This window comes from Salipiger bermudensis (assembly GCF_020171625.1).
Classification (GTDB): Bacteria; Pseudomonadota; Alphaproteobacteria; order Rhodobacterales; family Rhodobacteraceae; genus Salipiger; species Salipiger bermudensis_B.
The window spans coordinates 1-17,198 of sequence record NZ_JAIUZY010000026.1 but is presented as its reverse complement, the minus strand read 5'-3'; the positions used below and the strand labels follow the sequence as shown (position 1 = coordinate 17,198).

Below are 17,198 nucleotides of genomic sequence, written 5' to 3'. Positions count from 1 at the left end.
TCCGTGTCGCACTCATGAATCGCTTCAATGCCCTCGGCACCGCAGAGATCGTTCGCGTGGCATGAACCTGAAGGGGAAAGGGGACCTCACGTCTCAGGCTGCCTTTCTGCAACAATGCCCGTCTGCGCCATCACTGCGCGTTCGGCTTCGAGCACCTGTTCCATGCTCACTTCACTCAGCGCCTGTGGAGCGTCAGCAGAAATACCAAGGGCCTCGAGCATCCTGCGAGCGACTTCGTCGGCCTCGTCCGCGGTCTGGAATCGGGTGAGCGGGCCGCTCTGGACGATAGCGCGGTGGAAAAGCCCTTGAGCGGAGGGCACCCCCAAGAGCGTGCTGACCTTCCAGCCGCCACCAGATTCACCGAAGATCGTCACGGTATCCGGATCGCCGCCAAACCCCGCGATATTGTCCCGCACCCATTCCAGCGCCGCGACCATGTCCTTGACCGAAAGGTTCGAGCTGTCGCCACAGAAGCCGCCCAACACGCGACTGAAGTCGGTGAGCCCATGCGCGCCAAGCCGGTGGTTAATCGTCACAACCACCACGTCGCCGCGTGCCGCCAGGTTGGTGCCGTCGTAGATCGCACAGGAGCCCGAGCCGCTCTGCCATCCGCCGCCATGCAGCCAGACCATGACCGGCAACGCCTCGGCGCCTTCCGGAGTCCAGACGTTGAGCGCGAGGCAGTCGTCCCCCGCCTCGACGTAGTCCGGCGGGGCGAAGGCCGGGGTCACCGGAGAGCCATCTACCGGCTCCGGCCCCTGCGGCGCGGTGTCGGCGTGGCGGTCGGCGACGAAAGGCTCGGTCCAGGGCGCGACTGGCTGCGGCGGCAGGAAGCGGTTCGCACCCGCGATGCTCTGCGCATAGGGGATGCCGAGGAAGCGGCGCACGCCACCTTCGCCCACGCCCTGCACCGGGCCGGAGGCGGTATCGACGACCGGGGAAGGCTGCGCAAAGGCGAAGCGTGGCAGTCCAGCGGTCGCGATGGCGGCGCAAGTGCCGGTCAGCACCGTGCGGCGGCTGGGGCCGTGGGAGGATGTCGACATTATGGGTCTCCTAAAGGAACTCGCCGCCGCCCACCCGGGGCGGCGGCTGGATCCGGATCAGGGCCGGGAACAGGTGAAGCTGTCGAGGCTCGCCTCGTCCCCACCCGTGTATTCGGCATAGGCCGGGTAGGCGCAGAGCGGCATTTCGCGATCGGGCATGCCGGGCGCCGAGGCGGGCATGCTTCCAGGGGCCGTGCCGCTTTCCTGCCAGTCTTCGAGCAAGGTGAGCGGATCAAAGTCCTCGAAGGCCACGTCACCACCGCCGCAATGCGTCATGCCGGGTACGACGAAGAGCCTGGCGAAATCGGCCCCGGTGTCCTCGGTCGCCTCGCCATACCAGCGGGTGATGTCCTCGGCCGAAAAGATCGGGTCGGCCGCGCCTTGGAAGATCACCATCTTGCCGCCGCGTGCCGCGAAGGTGGTCAGGAAGGTCTCGTCGGCGTCAAAATAGCCACCGACGTCGGCAACCTCGCGGGCGAGTTGCCCGTAATCGGGGGTTGCGGGCACCTCTTGCGGCGGGGTCATGAAGACCCGGCCCGCAGCGCCGAGCGAAAGGCTTTCGTTCATTGCCACGCGCTCTTCGGTGCCGAGCTTCCAGGCCCGCCAACCGGGGGCCTTGATGCCCGGATCCCAAGGCCAACCGGTATAGACTTGATTGCCCTGATCGTCGACCGCGCCGCTCATTACGGCCAGCAGAGCATCCAGCTTGTCGTCGGGCAGTTGACCGCGAAGCGCCTCGGTGTCGAAGTTGCACTGGCCGTAGGCCGCGACGACGCCGTCTTCCAGACCATCCAGCGCATCGCACTGTTTCACCACCTCGGCTGACACCGTGTCCAGATCGTCCTGCGACAGCGCGGTATAGAGCTTGCCGTCCTGCGCGAGGGGGCGGAATTGCGATACGTCCCAAACGCTTCCGAGCGCCGCGCGCGAGAGGTGGAAGCCCGGGTTGCCCACGACAACGCCGTCGAACTCCAGCGGGAAGCGTTCCGCCGCCATCATTGCCTCGCGGCCGCCGTTCGAGCAGCCCATGAAATAGGACTTCTCAGGCGCACCCTCGTAGTAGCTCCGGATCAGCGCCTTGGCGGTGCCGGCCACCTTGCCAATCGCGGCATAGGCCAGATCGAGCCGCGCCTGCTGGTCCGCGGCGAAATCGAGGTTCATCTCTGCATGCCCGCCGTCCATGCTCACCACGGCGTAGCCGCGCTGCAGCGCCGGGGTCGCGGTGGAGCCGGTCGAGGGCACCGCGCCGATAGCCGGGGCGATGAAGCCGTCGGTGCCGCCACCACCCTGGAACAAGAACTTGCCGTTCCAGTCGTCCGGCATCCGCAGTTGGAAGCGGATGCCGTATTGCTTGCCATCCGCGCCGATACGGTCCTCGATTTTGCCCTCGACGAGGCAATGCGCGCCGGCCTCCACCGGGCGCGGCGAGCCGCCGGTCATGGCGCTCATCGGGTCGGGTGGCAGGGTGCCAGCCTCTTGGACCGCAGCATTCGAGATATCCGCATTGTAGAGGTCGATGTCCGCCAGCGCAGCGCAGTCCTGCGCGAAGGCGGGTGCGGCCAGCGTCGTGGTGGCGAGAAGGGCCGTGGTTAGAAGCCGTGTCTTCATCGGAGTGTCCGTTTGAAAGTTCAGGGATATGTCACGCCTGTGCGCTGCTGGGAGATCTCCCAGAGCGCCCCAGCAAGGTTTGGGTCCCGGGCCAGTGGCTTGGGCTACACCCGCTCGGGGTAGCCGCGCATCTGCCCCAGCCGAGTCGGCCCGAAGAAATCTCCGGGCTGTGCAGTCGGGTCGGTCGCGGCGCGCAACGGGCCAAGCATACCCTGATCCAGCGGCATCGCGACGATTGGATTGAGAAACCGGGCCACCCCGGAGTGACGCTGCAGGTCCGTACGAGTCCAGCCGGGGTGTCCTGCGACGACGGTCGGGCCACGTCCATCTAGCCGCCGCACCAGTTCGAACGCGAAAAGCAGGTTGGCGATCTTGCTGTCACCGTAGGCCTGCCAGGCGAGGTACCTGCGCCGGGTCCAGTCGAGGTCCGACAGGTTCGGATTGCCCTGCCGGTGCGCCACGCTGGATGTCACTGTGACGCGAGCGCCTGGCGTGGCCATCAGCAAGGGCATTAGCCGCCCTGTCAGCGCGAAGGTACCAAAGTGGTTCGTTCCCATCTGCAGCTCGAAGCCATCCTCGGTCCGACCAAGCGGAGGGACCATGACTCCGGCGTTATTGATCAATACATCGAGCCGATCTTCCACGGTGGTGAGCTCATCTGCAAAAGCAGCGATCGATGTTTGGCAGGCGAGGTCGAGGTCGCGGAGGGAGATATCAGCGTCCGGCACGACCTTGCGAATGCATTCTGTGGCCGCCCCGCCCTTCACCTGATCCCGCACACCCAACGTGAGACGCGCTCCCTTCTGGGCCAGCGAAATCGCCTTCGCCAGTCCGAGGCCGCTCGTCGCACCGGTGACGAGAACGTGCCTGCCAGTCTGGTCAGGCACGTTGGTTTCGGTCCAATGCTCTGACATGATGTGCTCCTGCAAAGGATGGCGCTTGGCACGCGGGCCTAAGGCGACGTATAACTGACTGCAAGTCAGATAACTAGTGACCCTGAGTCATTTGGCAAGAGCGATTTTTGGGTCGCGACGGAGAAGTTTCACCATGGTCCTGCCAGCGAACCGAAAGCGCGCCCGGTCAGACAGCGAGAAGGAAGCCCGGCGCGGCGCAATCCTCGACGCTGCGAGGAGGCTGATCGACCAGGATGGCTTTGACGGGGTCACCATGAGCGCCGTGGCAAAGGAAGCCGCCGTGTCGAAAGGCACGCTCTATCTCTACGTCCACACGAAGGAAGAACTGTTTCTCGCGCTCTTTGTAGAAGCGATGGAGCAAGTCGTCTGCCGGATCGAGGCCGAGGCGACTTCCGTGACGCTGATCGAAGTGATGGGCCGCGTCCCCGCCGAAGTTCCGCTGTTCGTGCCCCTGCTCGCAAGGCTGGTGGCGGTGATCGAGGCCAATGTGCCCGACGAGCCGCTCTTTGCCGAGAAGCGGCGAATGCACACCATGGGCGCGCGGGTAGCGCGGCTGATCAGCAACGTCACCGGAGCGCCGGAAGACTTGGCCCGTGACGCCAGCAAGGCCCTCATGCTGACCATGCAGGGCGCAGCGCAGTTCGACATCGCCGCGCGCCGCGATCTGTCCGGTGTACCCGACGATCTGCGTCCCGCCTTCGAGGGGCAAGAGTTCTCGTGCTCCTTCCCGCTGGCGGCGCGGCTTATCCTCTCGGGCCTCACCCCATCATCCGCCGTTAACTGACGCGCCGCGCCTTACGGGCGCGCCCCGGCAACGTGCGGAAGGCCTGCCAATCAGGCCGGCTCGGCACCACCGGCCTCTAGCAACCGGCGTGCATCCCGCGACGGCGGCAGACCGAACATCCGTGCGTATTCCCGGCTGAACTGCGAGGGGCTCTCGTAGCCTACGGCAAAGGCGGCCCGTGCCACCTCGGACCCGGCGAGGATCGCCCGCCGCGCCGCCTGCAGCCGCAGGGTCTTCTGGTACTGCAGCGGACTCATGCCGGTGGCGGCACGGAAATGGCGACGAAAAGAGGCGTCGCTCATGCCCGCGCAAGTGGCCATGTCATGCACCGGCACGCTCTCGTCTAGGTGCGTGCGGATCCAGGTGAGGGTTCGGCGCACCTGCGACAGTTTCGGGTCGGCGGCGGCGATCTGGTGCAGCGCGGCCGCCTGCGGTCCGCGCAGCAGGCGATATAGCATTTCCCGCCGAACCATCGGCCCGAGCACGGGGATGTCCTCGGGCGCATCCTGCAGGGTCAGCATCCGCTGGCTGGCCTCGAGCAGCCCCTCGGATGCCGGGCCGAAGGCATAGCATTTGCCGCGTTCTGGCGTGACCTTCGGCGCCTCGGCCAGCAGATCCGCCAGCACATCGCGGCCGAGCGTCACGCTCAGTGCCAGATAGGGACGCTCAGCACTGGCGCGGGTGATCCGACCAGTCACCGGCAGGGCAATGGAGCCCACGAAACAGGTGCCGGGCGCGTAGTCGAGCACTGCCTGGCCAATGTTCACCTCCATCTCGCCCTGCAGAACGATGCAGGCCATGGGCTCGTAGAACATCGCCATGGGGATCTCGGTTGAGGTCGCCGAAAACAGCGTGACGCCATCCAGAAGGCCGACGCTTTCGCCGGGAACGGCCAGCCGGGAAGCTCGGGCCACAAGTGGCGCAAGGGTGTCGCTCATGCGATGTCCTTCCTGCAAGGCGCGTGCGCCGTTTGATCGAATTAGGCAAGTATCAGAGCGGATGCGCCATGGGAGTTCAAGCACCCGCAGATAAATATCCCTTGCGATGTTGGCCGTAACGCGTGCAACCCACGGATCCTGCAAGGACCATGTCGGAAAGCTGCGCAGGACCCCTGTCCAGATCGGGCATGCAGTGAGGCGTCACCAACATCGGCACAGTGAATTTCCTCGGGGCGATACCTGGCCCCGGGGCAAGACAGGAGACAGATCCATGGCGGATCCCATCAAGGTCGGTTTCATCGGCCTCAATCCCGATAGCAACTGGGCGTTCAACGCCCACATTCCGGCCCTGAAGACGCTTGCGGACGACTTTGAGATCGTCGGCGTGGCCAACTCCACTCCCGAGAGTGGCAAGCGCACGGCAGAGGCGCTGGGGCTCACCGCCTTCGACACGCCAGCCGACCTCGTCGCCTCGGACGCGATCGACCTTGTGGTGGTGACCGTCAAGGTGCCCTACCACTTCGAACTGGTGACCGCAGCGCTGAAAGCGAGCAAGCACGTCTATTGCGAATGGCCGCTCGGCAATGGTCTGGAAGAGGCGAAGAAACTTACCGCGCTGGCAGAAGAGAAAGGCGTGGTGGCCGTGGCAGGCACACAGGCCCGCGCCGCGCGTGAGGTGCTGCACCTGAAGAAGATGATCAAAGACGGCTACGTGGGCCGTGTTCTCTCGACCACCCTGATCGGCTCGGGCGGCAACTGGGCGAACACCACCTCCGAGGCGCTCTACTACCTCTTCGACAAGACCAATGGCGGCACCATGGAAGATATTCCGATGGGTCACACGCTGGCCGCCGTGCGCGATGTTCTGGGCGAGTTCGGCGCGCTCACCGCGACCAAGTTGTCGAACTTCCAGACGGTGACCGTGACCGACACGGGCGAGGAAAAGCTCAAGACCGCGCCTGACCAGGTGATGGTACAGGGCTGCATGGCCTCTGGCGCAGCCTTGTCGCTGCACTACCGGGGCGGCACCAGCCGCGGCACCAATTTCCTGTGGGAGATCAACGGCACCGAGGGGGACATTCAAGTCACCGCGGGTCTGGGCCACGCGCAGATGGTGCAGCTGACCATCAAGGGCGCCCGCGGCGAGGAGACCGAGCTGACTGAGCAGATGCCCGATCCCTCAGTCTACGACGGCCAGCCCGAGTTTCCCGGCGCGCGCAACATCGCCCGCATGTACGCCCGCGTCGCGCTGGACATCCGCACCGGCTCGCGCACGGCGCCAACCTTTGCCGACGCGCTCGCGCTTCACGAGGTGCTCGACCGGATCGAGGCCTCAGCGACAGATCGCGCGTAAACGACCCTCGGACCGGCCCGAGGTGGGCCGGTCCGCTTCACCGCGTGAACCAATCAGGAATGCGGCGTTTGGAAAGACATGCCCGGCCAATCCGCCTGCCGATCCGCGAGACGCGATCGGTTGATCGATGAGGTGACCTCATAACTGCCATGACCGGAGAAGCCCTAACCAACGAAGGCGAAAGCGCCGAACATCTTCGGTTCGATAGACGCGCTGAACCGAAGGATTTCGCATGAAAAGACGCACGGTCTTCCGAGCTGCCGCCGGCTTTCTCGGCCTTGGGACACTGGGCGGGCTTGGCGCCTCCTGCGCAAGCCAGAGCCGGAACCCCTACTACCAAGGCCCGCCGAGCGATCACTTCGACGGCACGCGCTTTTTCAACCCCGGAGGGGCGCCGCCGCGCGGCTTTGCCGACATCATGCGCTGGCGCTTCGGGGAGTCGCCAGCCGAATGGCCGGAGACGGTCGCTTTGACGGACACCGCGAGGCCGGCGACACGCGCCGAGGAACTGACGGTGACCATGGTCGGCCACGCGACGATGCTGCTGCAGGTGCAGGGGCTCAACATCCTCACCGATCCTGTCTGGTCCAAGCGCGCCTCGCCCTTCTCCTTTGCAGGGCCGAAGCGCGTCGTGGCGCCGGGCCTCGCCTTCGAGGACCTGCCGGCGATCGACATGGTCCTGCTGTCGCACAACCACTACGACCATCTCGACATGGACACACTGAAACGGCTCAAGCAGGTGCATGATCCGCTCGTGATCACGCCGCTCGGCAACGATGCGATCATCGCTCCGACCCGGCTGCGCTGCGTGACGATGGACTGGGGCGAGAGCACCGAATTGGGCCCCCTCGGGATCCACTGCCTGCCAAGCCACCACTGGTCCGCGCGCGGCGTCGGCGACAGGTCGATGGCACTTTGGGCGGCCTTTATGCTGACCGGACCCGGCGGGCCGGTGCTGTTCGTCGGCGACACCGGCTTCGATGACGGCAAGCCCTATCGGGACCTGCCCCAACGCTTCGGCCCGCTGCGCGCCGCGCTTCTGCCCATCGGCGCCTATGATCCGCGCTGGTTCATGGCCGACCAACACCAGAACCCCGACGAGGCGGTGCGCGGCTTTCTTATGACGCGCGCCGCCTATGCGATCGGGCATCACTGGGGCACGATCCAGCTGACCAACGAGGCACGCACCGCGCCGCGCACCGACCTGCTTCGCGCCCTCGCCCGCCACGGCGTCCCCGAGGCGCGATTCCGCGCGCTCGAACCTGGCGAGACCTGGACCATCCCCGCTCTGTAGAGGGCAGCAGCCCGGCAGAAAAAGACGCCGCGCGAACTGCGCGGCGTCTCTCGGGACACCCCGTGCCTGTCTCGGTCTGGCAGGTCAGCTCTTGGCGTAGACCGGGAACATGCTGGCGTCGCCGTAGTCCTTGATTTCCTCGGCGCTCTTCAGTGCGTCCATGTCCGCGTCCGAGATCACGAAGTCCAGCTCGGCGTTGCTCTTCATGTGCGCCGGGTTGCCGGTCTTCGGCAGCGCCGCGAGACCCAGTTGCAGCACGTAGCGGATGCAGAGCTGCGGGACGGTGACGCCGTATGTGTCGGCCATCGCCTTGATCTCGGCGTTGTCGAGGATCTTGCCATGCGCGATGGGCGAATAGGCTTCGACCATCACTCCGTTCTGCTGGCAGAAGTCGATCAGCTCGAACGGGGTGTTGCTGATGTGCGCGAGGACCTGGTTGATCATCGGCTTGACGGTGGCGTTCTCCAGCAGGTTCTGCAGGTCGGCCTGCTTGAAGTTCGACACGCCGATGGCGCGGATCTTGCCGGCCTCGTAGGCCTCTTCCAGCGCCTTCCACGCGGCAAGGTTGCCATCGAAGCAGCGATCTTCGCCGCCGAACTCCGCCCAGGGCTGCGGGCTGTGGATGATCATCAGGTCGATATAATCGAGCCCGAGGGTCTCGAGCGAGCCGTCGATGGCTGCCTTGGCGCCTTCGTAGTCCTTGACCTCAGCCGCCAGCTTGGTTTGCAGGAACAGCTGGTCACGGGCCACGCCGCTCTCGCGGATGCCCAAACCGACACCGCGCTCGTTGCCGTAGGCCTGAGCGGTGTCGATGTGGCGATAGCCCATCGCGATGGCCGCCTTCACCGCCTCCGCCACGACATCGTCTTCGATCATCCAGGTGCCGAGGCCGAGTTTCGGCATGGCGACGCCATTCGGCAGGGTGAACGTTTCTTCGAGGATCATCTGAGTCACTCCGGTTCTGGGTTCCCGGACAGGTGCGGCCGACGAGACGTCGCTGACGCCTCACCGGACCTGTCCGCTTCATGACCCGGTATTTAGGCGAGACCGCCCGACCGGATAATCCGCTCAGAGTGGAAGGCACTCATGAGAGTAATGCATGAATGGTCCCATTGCCCGGAGAAAGCGTTCGGCTCCGAATGTCCGAATAGGAAGGACATGTCGAACTCCCGGCAAGCCAAGCGCCTGCCGGGAGAAATTTCAGATCGTTCGGGATCCGGGGCGGCTCAGAACTCGACGACCGCGCGGATCGACTTGCCCTCGTGCATCAGGTCGAAGCCGTGGTTGATCTCGTCGAGGCTCAGCTTGTGGGTGATCATCGGGTCGATCTCGATCTTGCCGTCCATGTACCAGTCGACGAATTTCGGCACGTCGGTCCGGCCCTTGGCACCACCAAAGGCAGTGCCCTTCCAGACCCGGCCGGTGACCAGCTGGAACGGACGGGTGGAGATCTCAGCGCCTGCCGGTGCGACGCCGATGATCACCGACACGCCCCATCCGCGGTGCGAGCATTCCAGCGCGTCGCGCATCACCTTGACGTTGCCGGTGGCGTCGAAGGAGTAATCCACTCCGCCGATCTGATCCGCGCCGCGCTTGGTCAGGTTGACGATCTCCTGCACGACGGAGCCCTCGATCTTCGAGGGGTTCACGAAGTGGGTCATGCCGAACTTCTTGGCCATCTCGGCCTTGGAGTCGTTGAGGTCCACGCCGATGATCATGTCGGCCCCCGCCATGCGCAGGCCCTGGATGACGTTGAGCCCGATGCCGCCGAGGCCAAAGACCGCCGCGGTCGAGCCGATCTCCACGCCCGCCGTGTTGATCACCGCGCCGATGCCGGTGGTGACGCCGCAGCCGATGTAGCAGATCTTGTCGAAGGGCGCGTCGTCGCGCACTTTCGCCAGCGCGATCTCGGGCATCACCGTGTGGTTGGCGAAGGTCGAGCAGCCCATGTAGTGGTAGATCGGCGTGCCATCGAGCATCTTGAAACGGGTCGTGCCATCCGGCATCAGGCCCTGGCCCTGGGTGTTGCGGATCGCGGTGCAGAGGTTGGTCTTGCCCGACAGGCAGGACGGGCACTCGCGGCACTCAGGGGTGTAGAGCGGGATGACGTGATCGCCCGGCTTCAGCGTGGTGACGCCCTCGCCCACTTCGAGCACGACGCCGGCGCCCTCATGGCCGAGGATGCAGGGAAAGAGCCCCTCGGGGTCGGCGCCGGAGCGGGTGAACTCGTCGGTGTGGCAAAGCCCGGTGGCCTTGATCTCGACCAGCACCTCGCCGGCCTTCGGCCCGTCGAGTTCCACGTCCATGATCTCAAGCGGTTTGCCGGCCTCGAGCGCCACGGCTGCACGGGTTCTCATGTCGTTGTTCCTTTCAAAGAATGTCCTGACAACCTCTGCGGCGACGCCCCTCGAGCAAGGGCGGTCCCAGGGCTGACAATTGTCGTGAAGGGCAAGACACCAAGGTGCCGCCGCGCCTTCCCCATGGGGAAAAAGTCCTATACCCCCAAGGCCGGTGCAATCGGGATGTTCGGACGTTTCCGGACAAGTCACCCCTGAATTGCGCCGAGCAATGCCAAGAATGGAGCCGCTGTGCCTGCCTCCTCGCCGACCGAGCCTGTCACCGCGCCGAGCGCGCTGCGCCACGTCCAGATCGTAATTTACCCGGGCTTCAAATGCATGGAGGCCGTCGGGCCGGTGAACGTCTTTACCGCCGCCAACCGATACCTCGCGGCGGCCTCGCACCCGGCGCGCTACGACGTCGAACTGATCGCCCCGACCCCGGGCCCGGTGCAGTCCGAGAGCTTCCTGACGCTGACCGCCGAGCGCGCGCTGGCGGAGGCCACGCCGCAGGACACGGTGATGATCGCCGGGGCGCTGGAGATCGAGGAGGCGCTCCGCGGCAATCCGCAGATCGTCGACTGGTGCCGCCGCCACGCGGCGCAGGCCCGCCGCTTCGCTTCGCTCTGCACCGGCACCTTCTTCCTAGCCGAGGCCGGACTCTTGGATGGACGTCGCGCCACAACGCACTGGAGCGTCGCCGCACGCCTGCAGCAGGCCTATCCCGACGTACGGGTCGAAGCCGACGCGATCTTCCTGCGCGAAGACAACCTCTACACCTCGGCCGGCGTGACCGCCGCGATCGACCTCGCGCTGGCCTTCGTCGAGCAGGACTTTGGGCGCGACCTCGCACTGTCTGTGGCGCGCGACATGGTGATCTATCTCAAACGCCCCGGCGGCCAGTCGCAGTTCAGCGCGGTGCTGACCGGGCAGGCGCAGGTCCGCTCCGGCATCGCCGACATCCGGACCTGGATCCACGCCAATCTCGAGCGCAAGCTGCAGACCGGCGATCTGGCGCAGCGCGCCGGGATGAGCGAGCGCAACTTCGTGCGCCAATTCACCCGGGATGTCGGGCAGAACCCCTCAGATTACGTGATGAACGCCCGCTGCGAGCGCGCGACGACGCTGCTGCTGGAGACGGGACTGCCGGTCAAGACCATCGCGCACCGGGTCGGATTTTCCTCGGACGACCAGATGCGCAAGGTGTTCAACCGCAAGTTCTCGCTGACTCCGCGTGAGTACCGGGAGCGGTTCTCCACCGCCGCCTAGATCGCGGCAGCTATTGCGGGCTGACCGTGCCGTAGCGCCGCCCGTACCAGAGCAACGGCTTGCGCCGTGTGCTGCGCGCGATCTCCTGCACATGACCGACAAAGAGCATGTGACCCTCGGCCTCGAAGGCATCCGCCACGCGACAATCCATGGCGGCGACGGCATCCAGCAGCCGCGGCTCCCCTGACGCCCAGGAAATCCAGTCTGCCTCGAAGAACCGTTCTTCGGACGGCAGCATACCCGCGAAGGCGTCGGCGATATCGTCCTGCCCCTCCGAGAGGATGGCATAAGAAAATCGGCCCGTCTGCCGGATCCGATCGGCGAGCTCCGAGTTGGCTGCAATCGACACGAGGATCGCAGGCGGTGCCACACCGAGCGAGATCGCCGCCGTGACGGTCCGCCCGAGGCGCGCGTCGCCGGAGCCGCAGGTCACCACACAGACGGTCGCCGCGAGTGTCGCCATGGCGTCGCGGAACACCTGCGGATCGGCGCTGGTGCTGTCCTCCCCGGCTTCTCCGGTGCCGTATTGGCTTGTCCAAGGTTTCATTCTCCGCTCCCCGGGTTCGGCGAAAACAGCGTGGCGAGCTTGTTCGGAACGCCGTCCATCTCGGCCGCATTTTCCGGCGGCGTTCCCTGCGCGACAATCACCGGCCAGAGCTCGGCGTACTTGCGATTGAACTCGACCCATTTGTCCATTTCCGGCTCGGTGTCCGGGCGGATCGCGTCGGCGGGGCATTCCGGCTCGCAGACGCCGCAATCGATACATTCATCGGGGTGGATCACCAGCGTGTTCTCCCCCTCATAGAAGCAGTCCACCGGGCAGACCTCGACACAGTCCATGTATTTGCAGGCAATGCAGTTTTCGGTGACGACGTAAGTCATTCCATCTCCATCCGCCGTGGCCGAACGTCCCGCCGTGCCCCTGCACGGCGGGACAGGTCCGCGCCGATCAGGCGAGGTTGCTTTCGGCGAACTCGTAGTTCGCGAGAGTGTCGAGGAAGTTGGTCACGTAGTCCGGGCGACGGTTGCGGAAGTCGACGTAGTAGCTGTGCTCCCAGACGTCGAGGCCGAGCAGCGCGGTGCCCTCGCCGGTGGCCAGCGGGTTGACGCCATTCGGAGTCTTGGTGACACCGAGGCTGCCGTCGGCCTTCTGGATCAACCAGGCCCAACCCGAGCCGAACTGCGTGGTCGCCGCTGTATTGAAGGCGGACTTGAAGTCATCGACCGAGCCGAAGGACTCGACCAGCTTGGCTTCGAGCGTGCCGGGGATGCCGCCGCCATTCGGCGAGAGCGCATTCCAGAAGTGGATGTGGTTCCAGTGCTGGCCGGCCTGGTTGAACACGCCGGCAAGCGCGTCATCCCCATAGGACAGCGCGATGATCTCCTCGAGCGTCTTGCCCTGCAGGGCGGCGTTGCCCTCGACGAAACCGTTCAGCGCCGTGACATAGGCCAGGTGGTGCTTGTCGTGGTGCAGCTCGAGCGTTTCCTGGCTCATGCCGCGCTCGGCAAGGGCGGAATGGGAATAGCTCAGGGCGGGAAGTTCAAAGGTCATCTCGGTCTCCTTTCGAGCCAGCGCTTGCGCGATGCGGCCCGTTTGGTTAATTAAACAAGCAACGACTTTGAAAACCATCGGAGCCAATATGTCAAGCGATGACTTGGAAAAAGAAGCGTGGTCGCCGCGGGCTCCTTCCGAGCGGCTGCTGATGACGCTGAAGATGCACGGCGCGCAGACCTCGGCCGAGGTCGGCCGCAGGCAGGGCATCACCGGCGAGGCGGCGCGGCAGCAGCTGATGAAGCTGCATGAAGAGGGGTTGGTGGACGAGGAACGCCGCAGCGCTGGCCGCGGGCGACCCGCGACCTACTGGCATCTGACCGACAAGGCTCAGGCGCGCTTTCCCGACACCCACGCCGCGCTGACCGTCGACATCCTGCGCAGCATCACCGAGGTGCTGGGGTCGGACGCGCTGGACCGGATCATCGCCGAGCGCGAGGTGGCAACGCTCGCGCAGTACCGCGACGCCATGGCGGGTTGCGAGAGCACCCGCGACCGGCTGGAGCGGCTGGCCGAACTGCGCAGTGCCGAAGGCTACATGGCGCAGGTCGAGGAGGACGAGGACGGCACGCTACGTCTCGTAGAGAACCATTGCCCGATCTGCGCCGCCGCCAGCTTCTGTCAGGGCTTTTGCCGCGCCGAGAAGGCGGTGTTCCAAAATGCCCTCGGCTCCAGCGCGACCATTGAACGAGACGAGCACATCGTCAGCGGCGGGCGGCGCTGCACCTATGTCGTGCGGGAGAGCGGCGCATGAGCCCTTCCCTGTCGCGCGCCGGAGAGCCCACCTCCGACGAGGCGATTGCCGAAGGTCTGGACGAGGCCATGGTCCGCTGCGTGGTGCACCGCTTCTACGACCAGGTTCGCGCCGACCCGCTCATCGGCCCGGTCTTCCATGCCCGCATTGCCGACGACCACTGGCCGGAACATCTGGAAAAGATCACCGCCTTCTGGAGTTCCGCCCTGCTCGGCACGCGCAGCTACAGTGGCAAGCCTATGCCCAAGCACCAGGCCATCGAAGAGCTGGAGGACGCGCACTTCCGCCGCTGGCTCGCGATCTTCCGGTACACGGTGACCGAGCTTTGCCCCGAGCGCACCGCCGCGCTCTTCATCGCCCGCTCCGAGCGCGTGGCCGAGGCGTTCAGGATGAACATCGCCATGCACCGCGGCGATATCCTCACCTTCCGCCCGCCGCTCACCCGCGAGGACTACCCCTGATTTCCCCAACGCCGGAAACGCCAAGAGGCGGCCGAAGCCGCCTCCCGTCAACACATCACTCGCTACTCACACCCGCCCTACTGCGTGGACAGGAATTCCACGACGTTTCGGCGATCCTCCTCGTCCGGTAGGCGCAGCACCATGCGCGTGCCGGGCACCATGTCGCGCGGGTTCTCGAGGTATTGCACGAGCATCTCGGCATCCCACGTCAGGCCGCTGTCTTCCATTGCGCCCGAGTAGCGGAAGCCCTCGGCGGTTCCCGCCTCACGACCGACCACGCCCTGCAGGCTGGGTCCGACGCGATTGGAGCCGTCGAGCGTATGGCAGGCGGCGCAGCGCCGCTGGAACACAGTTTCGCCTTCAGCGACGTCCTGCGCCGTCAGGGGCTCCCTGCCAGCAGGCCGAGGAGAACGAAAGTACCGAGTTTCTTCATCATTTATCCGAAGTCGTGTTTCGACAGGGGCAGGCTGCGGATGCGCTGACCGGTGAGCGTTGCCACCGCATTGACGATGGCCGGGCCGACCGCCGGAAGACCGGGCTCACCGACGCCGCCCATGGGGGCACCACTTTCGACAATGGCCGTATGGACCTGCGGCATCTGGTCGGGGCGCAGGATCGGGTACATGTCGAAGTTGCGTGCGGTGGGCTCGCCGTTTTCGTAGACCAGTTCCTCGACCAGCGTCTGCGAGGTGCCGAGGGCGACCGCCGACTGCACCTGCGCCTCCACCGTGCTGGGGTTCACCACCTGCCCCGGATCGAGCGCGACCCAGACCTGGTGCACGCGCACTTCGCCGCCATCCACCGACACCTCGGCGATCACAGCCGCCTCGGACCCGAAAGGCGAGGCCATGGCCACACCCCGCGCGCGGGTGGTGCCGTCCTCGGCCTCGAAGGGACCGGGCGTCCAGCCCCCGGAGAGTTCGCCGACGCGTTCGAGCAGGCTGCGGTGCCGCTCCGAACCCGACAGCATCGACAGGCGCATCTCGAAGGGATCGAGGCCGCCCGCCTGCGCCAGCTCGTCGAGGAAACCTTCGTACATGAAGTCATGCATCGAGTGGCCCACGGCGCGCCAGTAGCCGATCACCGCCGGGTTGGCGTGGAAGATCTGGCCGATGTGTTTGTCGGCAATCGCATAGGACTTGCCCGAGATGCCCTCGGTCGCCGAGGGGTCCTGCCCCGGAGGCGCCTGGTACCAGCGCTGGGTCGGACCCTCGCCCACCACCTCGACCTGCAGCGCGGTCGGGCCATCTGGACCGACGGCACCGCGGAAGCGCGCGAGGCCCAGCGGACGCGGCGCATCGCGCAGGAAGTCCTCCTCGCGGGTCCAGATCAGCTTGACCGGACGGCCCACGGCCTTGGCCAGCGCGATCGCCTGCGGGAATGGGTTGGCCGTGGCATAGAGGAAGTGCCGACCGAAGAAGCCGCCCAGCACCTGCTGGTGCAGGTTAATCTGGCTCGCCTCCAGCCCGGCCGCAGCTGCCGCCGCACCGACGAACATCTCAGGCGCCTGACAGGGCATCCACAGATCGAGGGTGCCGTCCTCGTTGAACCGCGCCGTGGCCGAGGGCGGCTCGAGTTGGCCATGCGCCACGTAGGGCGCATCGTAGGTAGCCTCGATCACCGTCTCGGCGGCCTCCAGCGTGCCCGCGGCATCGCCTGCGGCTTCGACCTCGACCACCTCGCCCGTGGCACCGGCCAGCGTGTCGCGGAAGGCGGCGGAGGAGAAGTCGGCGGGCATCGGCCATTGCGCCTCGCCCTCGGTCCAGTCGATCTCGGCGGCATCGATGGCGCGGCGGGCCTGCCAGAATTTCTCTGCAACCACCGCCACGGCCCCGTCCAGCATCTGCACGGAATGCACACCGCGCATTGCCTCGATCTCGGCTTGGTTGGTGACCGACGCGGGCGTCAGGCCAAGGCGCGGCGCGTGGCGCAGCGCGGCCAGAAGCATGCCTTCAACCTCGACGTCGATGGCGTAATTCTGCTGTCCGGTGGATTTCGCCTGAACATCCATGCGTGGCAGGGCGGTGCCAATCCAACGGAAGTCAGCCGGGTCCTTGAGCGCCGGGGCGGCGGGCACCGGCAGGTCCATGGCGGCCGCAGCCAAATCGCCATAGGCCGCACGACGGCCGGAACCCTCGTGCACCACGACGCCCGGCTCGGTGGTCAGTTCGGAGGCATCGACACCCCACTCCCGCGCCGCCGCCTCGACCAGCATCGCCCGCGCAGCGGCGCCAAGCTGGCGCATCACCGGGTAGCCGGTGCGGGTCGACATGCTGCCACCGGTCAGCCGGTAGCCGCCCATGATGCCGAAGGGGCCGCCCGCCGGGGCGATCTCGACCGAGAAGTTCTCGGGCGCGAGGTCAAGCTCTTCGCCGACGATCTGCGCCATGGCCGTGAAGATGCCCTGCCCGCCCTCGATGAACGGGCTGCGCAGCAGCGCCGTGCCATCAGAGCGCAGCTCAAGGAAAGCTTCGACGGCAGGCGCCTCTCGGGCGGCCTCCTGGCCCCGCACCGGACGCAGCGGCAGCGCGGTGGCCAGTACCAACGCCCCGGACCCGGCAAGGAAGCCGCGGCGCGACACGTTCACCGGCGCCTGCCCGAGGCGGCGCGCGAGTTGATCAATCACACCCATGGCTCAGGCCTCCGACACGCTGCGCACGGCAGCGCGGATCTTGTTGTAGGTGCCGCAGCGGCAGAGGTTGGTCATCGCACCATCGATGTCCGCGTCCGTGGGGTTGGGAATATCGCTCAACAGCGCCGTCGCCGCCAACACCTGCCCCGACTGGCAATAGCCGCATTGCGCGACCTCGTTTTCGACCCAGGCCTCGACCACGCGGCGACCGATCTCGGTGTCCTCGACCGTCTCGATGGTTCGGATTTCGAGACCCGCG

Annotated in this window: 18 protein-coding genes; 6 read left to right on the top strand and 12 right to left on the bottom strand. The window is 66.1% G+C overall.

Annotated features, from left to right (window positions below):
- Positions 1-86: 86 nt before the first annotated feature.
- The 3 genes from LCM15_RS22365 to LCM15_RS22355 all read right to left on the bottom strand — a co-directional run bounded on the left by LCM15_RS22365 (position 87) and on the right by LCM15_RS22355 (position 3,565).
- The gene (locus tag LCM15_RS22365; protein ID WP_224860031.1) at positions 87-1,043 is read right to left on the bottom strand and encodes a carboxylesterase family protein; all 957 of its coding nucleotides are present in this window, start codon (positions 1,041-1,043) and stop codon (positions 87-89) included.
- Positions 1,044-1,100: 57 nt separating this feature from the next.
- Positions 1,101-2,651 (bottom strand): tannase/feruloyl esterase family alpha/beta hydrolase, encoded by a 1,551-nt coding sequence (locus tag LCM15_RS22360; protein ID WP_224860030.1) that lies wholly within the window; start codon positions 2,649-2,651, stop codon positions 1,101-1,103.
- Between the two features lie 104 nt (positions 2,652-2,755).
- Positions 2,756-3,565 (bottom strand): oxidoreductase, encoded by an 810-nt coding sequence (locus tag LCM15_RS22355; RefSeq protein ID WP_224860029.1) that lies wholly within the window; start codon positions 3,563-3,565, stop codon positions 2,756-2,758.
- A gap of 133 nt (positions 3,566-3,698) precedes the next feature.
- Here LCM15_RS22355 and LCM15_RS22350 point away from each other — a divergent pair, with 133 nt between their 5' ends.
- On the top strand, positions 3,699-4,349 hold the full coding sequence (locus tag LCM15_RS22350; RefSeq protein ID WP_224860028.1) for a TetR/AcrR family transcriptional regulator: 651 nt from the start codon (positions 3,699-3,701) through the stop codon (positions 4,347-4,349).
- A 50-nt stretch (positions 4,350-4,399) separates the two neighbouring features.
- On the opposite strand, the gene LCM15_RS22345 is transcribed toward LCM15_RS22350, so the two are convergent.
- A complete protein-coding gene (locus tag LCM15_RS22345) occupies positions 4,400-5,287 on the bottom strand; it encodes an AraC family transcriptional regulator (RefSeq protein WP_224860027.1) in 888 nt (295 codons plus the stop codon).
- 271 nt (positions 5,288-5,558) lie between these two features.
- Here LCM15_RS22345 and LCM15_RS22340 point away from each other — a divergent pair, with 271 nt between their 5' ends.
- Both LCM15_RS22340 and LCM15_RS22335 read left to right on the top strand, forming a co-directional pair.
- Positions 5,559-6,641, top strand: a complete 1,083-nt coding sequence (locus tag LCM15_RS22340; RefSeq protein ID WP_224860026.1) for a Gfo/Idh/MocA family protein — start codon at positions 5,559-5,561, stop codon at positions 6,639-6,641.
- Positions 6,642-6,873: 232 nt separating this feature from the next.
- Positions 6,874-7,935, top strand: coding sequence for an MBL fold metallo-hydrolase (locus LCM15_RS22335; protein WP_224860025.1), 1,062 nt, complete (start codon positions 6,874-6,876; stop codon positions 7,933-7,935).
- A gap of 84 nt (positions 7,936-8,019) precedes the next feature.
- Here the strand turns inward: LCM15_RS22335 and LCM15_RS22330 are convergent, their stop codons facing one another.
- The gene (locus LCM15_RS22330; RefSeq protein WP_224860024.1) at positions 8,020-8,880 is read right to left on the bottom strand and encodes an aldo/keto reductase; all 861 of its coding nucleotides are present in this window, start codon (positions 8,878-8,880) and stop codon (positions 8,020-8,022) included.
- A gap of 281 nt (positions 8,881-9,161) precedes the next feature.
- The gene (locus LCM15_RS22325) at positions 9,162-10,292 is read right to left on the bottom strand and encodes an S-(hydroxymethyl)glutathione dehydrogenase/class III alcohol dehydrogenase (protein ID WP_092424810.1); all 1,131 of its coding nucleotides are present in this window, start codon (positions 10,290-10,292) and stop codon (positions 9,162-9,164) included.
- A gap of 231 nt (positions 10,293-10,523) precedes the next feature.
- Here LCM15_RS22325 and LCM15_RS22320 point away from each other — a divergent pair, with 231 nt between their 5' ends.
- Positions 10,524-11,540, top strand: a complete 1,017-nt coding sequence (locus LCM15_RS22320; RefSeq protein ID WP_224860023.1) for a GlxA family transcriptional regulator — start codon at positions 10,524-10,526, stop codon at positions 11,538-11,540.
- Between the two features lie 10 nt (positions 11,541-11,550).
- On the opposite strand, the gene LCM15_RS22315 is transcribed toward LCM15_RS22320, so the two are convergent.
- The 3 genes from LCM15_RS22315 to LCM15_RS22305 all read right to left on the bottom strand — a co-directional run bounded on the left by LCM15_RS22315 (position 11,551) and on the right by LCM15_RS22305 (position 13,092).
- Positions 11,551-12,087, bottom strand: coding sequence for a flavin reductase family protein (locus LCM15_RS22315; protein WP_224860022.1), 537 nt, complete (start codon positions 12,085-12,087; stop codon positions 11,551-11,553).
- Positions 12,084-12,422: a ferredoxin FdxA gene (gene fdxA, locus LCM15_RS22310; protein ID WP_224860021.1), complete on the bottom strand. Its 339-nt coding sequence runs from the start codon at positions 12,420-12,422 to the stop codon at positions 12,084-12,086. Before fdxA ends, LCM15_RS22315 begins: the two co-directional genes overlap by 4 nt.
- Before the next feature lie 67 nt (positions 12,423-12,489).
- Positions 12,490-13,092 carry a superoxide dismutase gene (locus LCM15_RS22305; protein ID WP_224860020.1) on the bottom strand — a complete coding sequence of 201 codons (603 nt, stop codon included), beginning with the start codon at positions 13,090-13,092 and terminating at the stop codon, positions 12,490-12,492.
- A gap of 151 nt (positions 13,093-13,243) precedes the next feature.
- On the opposite strand from LCM15_RS22305, the gene LCM15_RS22300 reads away from it, so the two are divergent.
- Together LCM15_RS22300 and LCM15_RS22295 are read left to right on the top strand one after the other, a co-directional pair.
- Entirely contained in the window at positions 13,244-13,846 is a 603-nt protein-coding gene (locus LCM15_RS22300) for a helix-turn-helix transcriptional regulator (RefSeq protein WP_224860019.1), read from the top strand.
- Positions 13,843-14,307, top strand: a complete 465-nt coding sequence (locus tag LCM15_RS22295) for a group III truncated hemoglobin (RefSeq protein ID WP_224860018.1) — start codon at positions 13,843-13,845, stop codon at positions 14,305-14,307. The genes LCM15_RS22300 and LCM15_RS22295 overlap by 4 nt, the downstream gene beginning before the upstream one ends.
- A 77-nt stretch (positions 14,308-14,384) precedes the next feature.
- Here LCM15_RS22295 and LCM15_RS22290 read toward each other — a convergent pair whose 3' ends face one another.
- From LCM15_RS22290 to LCM15_RS22280, 3 genes are all read right to left on the bottom strand, one after another.
- Positions 14,385-14,690, bottom strand: a complete 306-nt coding sequence (locus LCM15_RS22290; RefSeq protein WP_224860032.1) for a c-type cytochrome — start codon at positions 14,688-14,690, stop codon at positions 14,385-14,387.
- Positions 14,691-14,743: 53 nt separating this feature from the next.
- A complete protein-coding gene (locus tag LCM15_RS22285; protein ID WP_224860017.1) occupies positions 14,744-16,939 on the bottom strand; it encodes a xanthine dehydrogenase family protein molybdopterin-binding subunit in 2,196 nt (731 codons plus the stop codon).
- 3 nt (positions 16,940-16,942) lie between these two features.
- A partial coding sequence (locus LCM15_RS22280) for a (2Fe-2S)-binding protein (protein ID WP_263619768.1) occupies positions 16,943-17,198 on the bottom strand: 256 nt, incomplete at its 5' end.

What these genes read in the sequence shown, in the direction of transcription:
- LCM15_RS22365 (WP_224860031.1), bottom strand. Translation starts at nt 1,043, where the DNA reads ATGTCGACATCCTCCCACGGCCCCAGCCGCCGCACGGTGCTGACCGGC.
- LCM15_RS22360 (WP_224860030.1), bottom strand. Translation starts at nt 2,651, where the DNA reads ATGAAGACACGGCTTCTAACCACGGCCCTTCTCGCCACCACGACGCTG.
- LCM15_RS22355 (WP_224860029.1), bottom strand. Translation starts at nt 3,565, where the DNA reads ATGTCAGAGCATTGGACCGAAACCAACGTGCCTGACCAGACTGGCAGG.
- LCM15_RS22350 (WP_224860028.1), top strand. Translation starts at nt 3,699, where the DNA reads ATGGTCCTGCCAGCGAACCGAAAGCGCGCCCGGTCAGACAGCGAGAAG.
- LCM15_RS22345 (WP_224860027.1), bottom strand. Translation starts at nt 5,287, where the DNA reads ATGAGCGACACCCTTGCGCCACTTGTGGCCCGAGCTTCCCGGCTGGCC.
- LCM15_RS22340 (WP_224860026.1), top strand. Translation starts at nt 5,559, where the DNA reads ATGGCGGATCCCATCAAGGTCGGTTTCATCGGCCTCAATCCCGATAGC.
- LCM15_RS22335 (WP_224860025.1), top strand. Translation starts at nt 6,874, where the DNA reads ATGAAAAGACGCACGGTCTTCCGAGCTGCCGCCGGCTTTCTCGGCCTT.
- LCM15_RS22330 (WP_224860024.1), bottom strand. Translation starts at nt 8,880, where the DNA reads ATGATCCTCGAAGAAACGTTCACCCTGCCGAATGGCGTCGCCATGCCG.
- LCM15_RS22325 (WP_092424810.1), bottom strand. Translation starts at nt 10,292, where the DNA reads ATGAGAACCCGTGCAGCCGTGGCGCTCGAGGCCGGCAAACCGCTTGAG.
- LCM15_RS22315 (WP_224860022.1), bottom strand. Translation starts at nt 12,087, where the DNA reads ATGAAACCTTGGACAAGCCAATACGGCACCGGAGAAGCCGGGGAGGAC.
- fdxA (WP_224860021.1), bottom strand. Translation starts at nt 12,422, where the DNA reads ATGACTTACGTCGTCACCGAAAACTGCATTGCCTGCAAATACATGGAC.
- LCM15_RS22305 (WP_224860020.1), bottom strand. Translation starts at nt 13,092, where the DNA reads ATGACCTTTGAACTTCCCGCCCTGAGCTATTCCCATTCCGCCCTTGCC.
- LCM15_RS22300 (WP_224860019.1), top strand. Translation starts at nt 13,244, where the DNA reads ATGACGCTGAAGATGCACGGCGCGCAGACCTCGGCCGAGGTCGGCCGC.
- LCM15_RS22295 (WP_224860018.1), top strand. Translation starts at nt 13,843, where the DNA reads ATGAGCCCTTCCCTGTCGCGCGCCGGAGAGCCCACCTCCGACGAGGCG.
- LCM15_RS22285 (WP_224860017.1), bottom strand. Translation starts at nt 16,939, where the DNA reads ATGGGTGTGATTGATCAACTCGCGCGCCGCCTCGGGCAGGCGCCGGTG.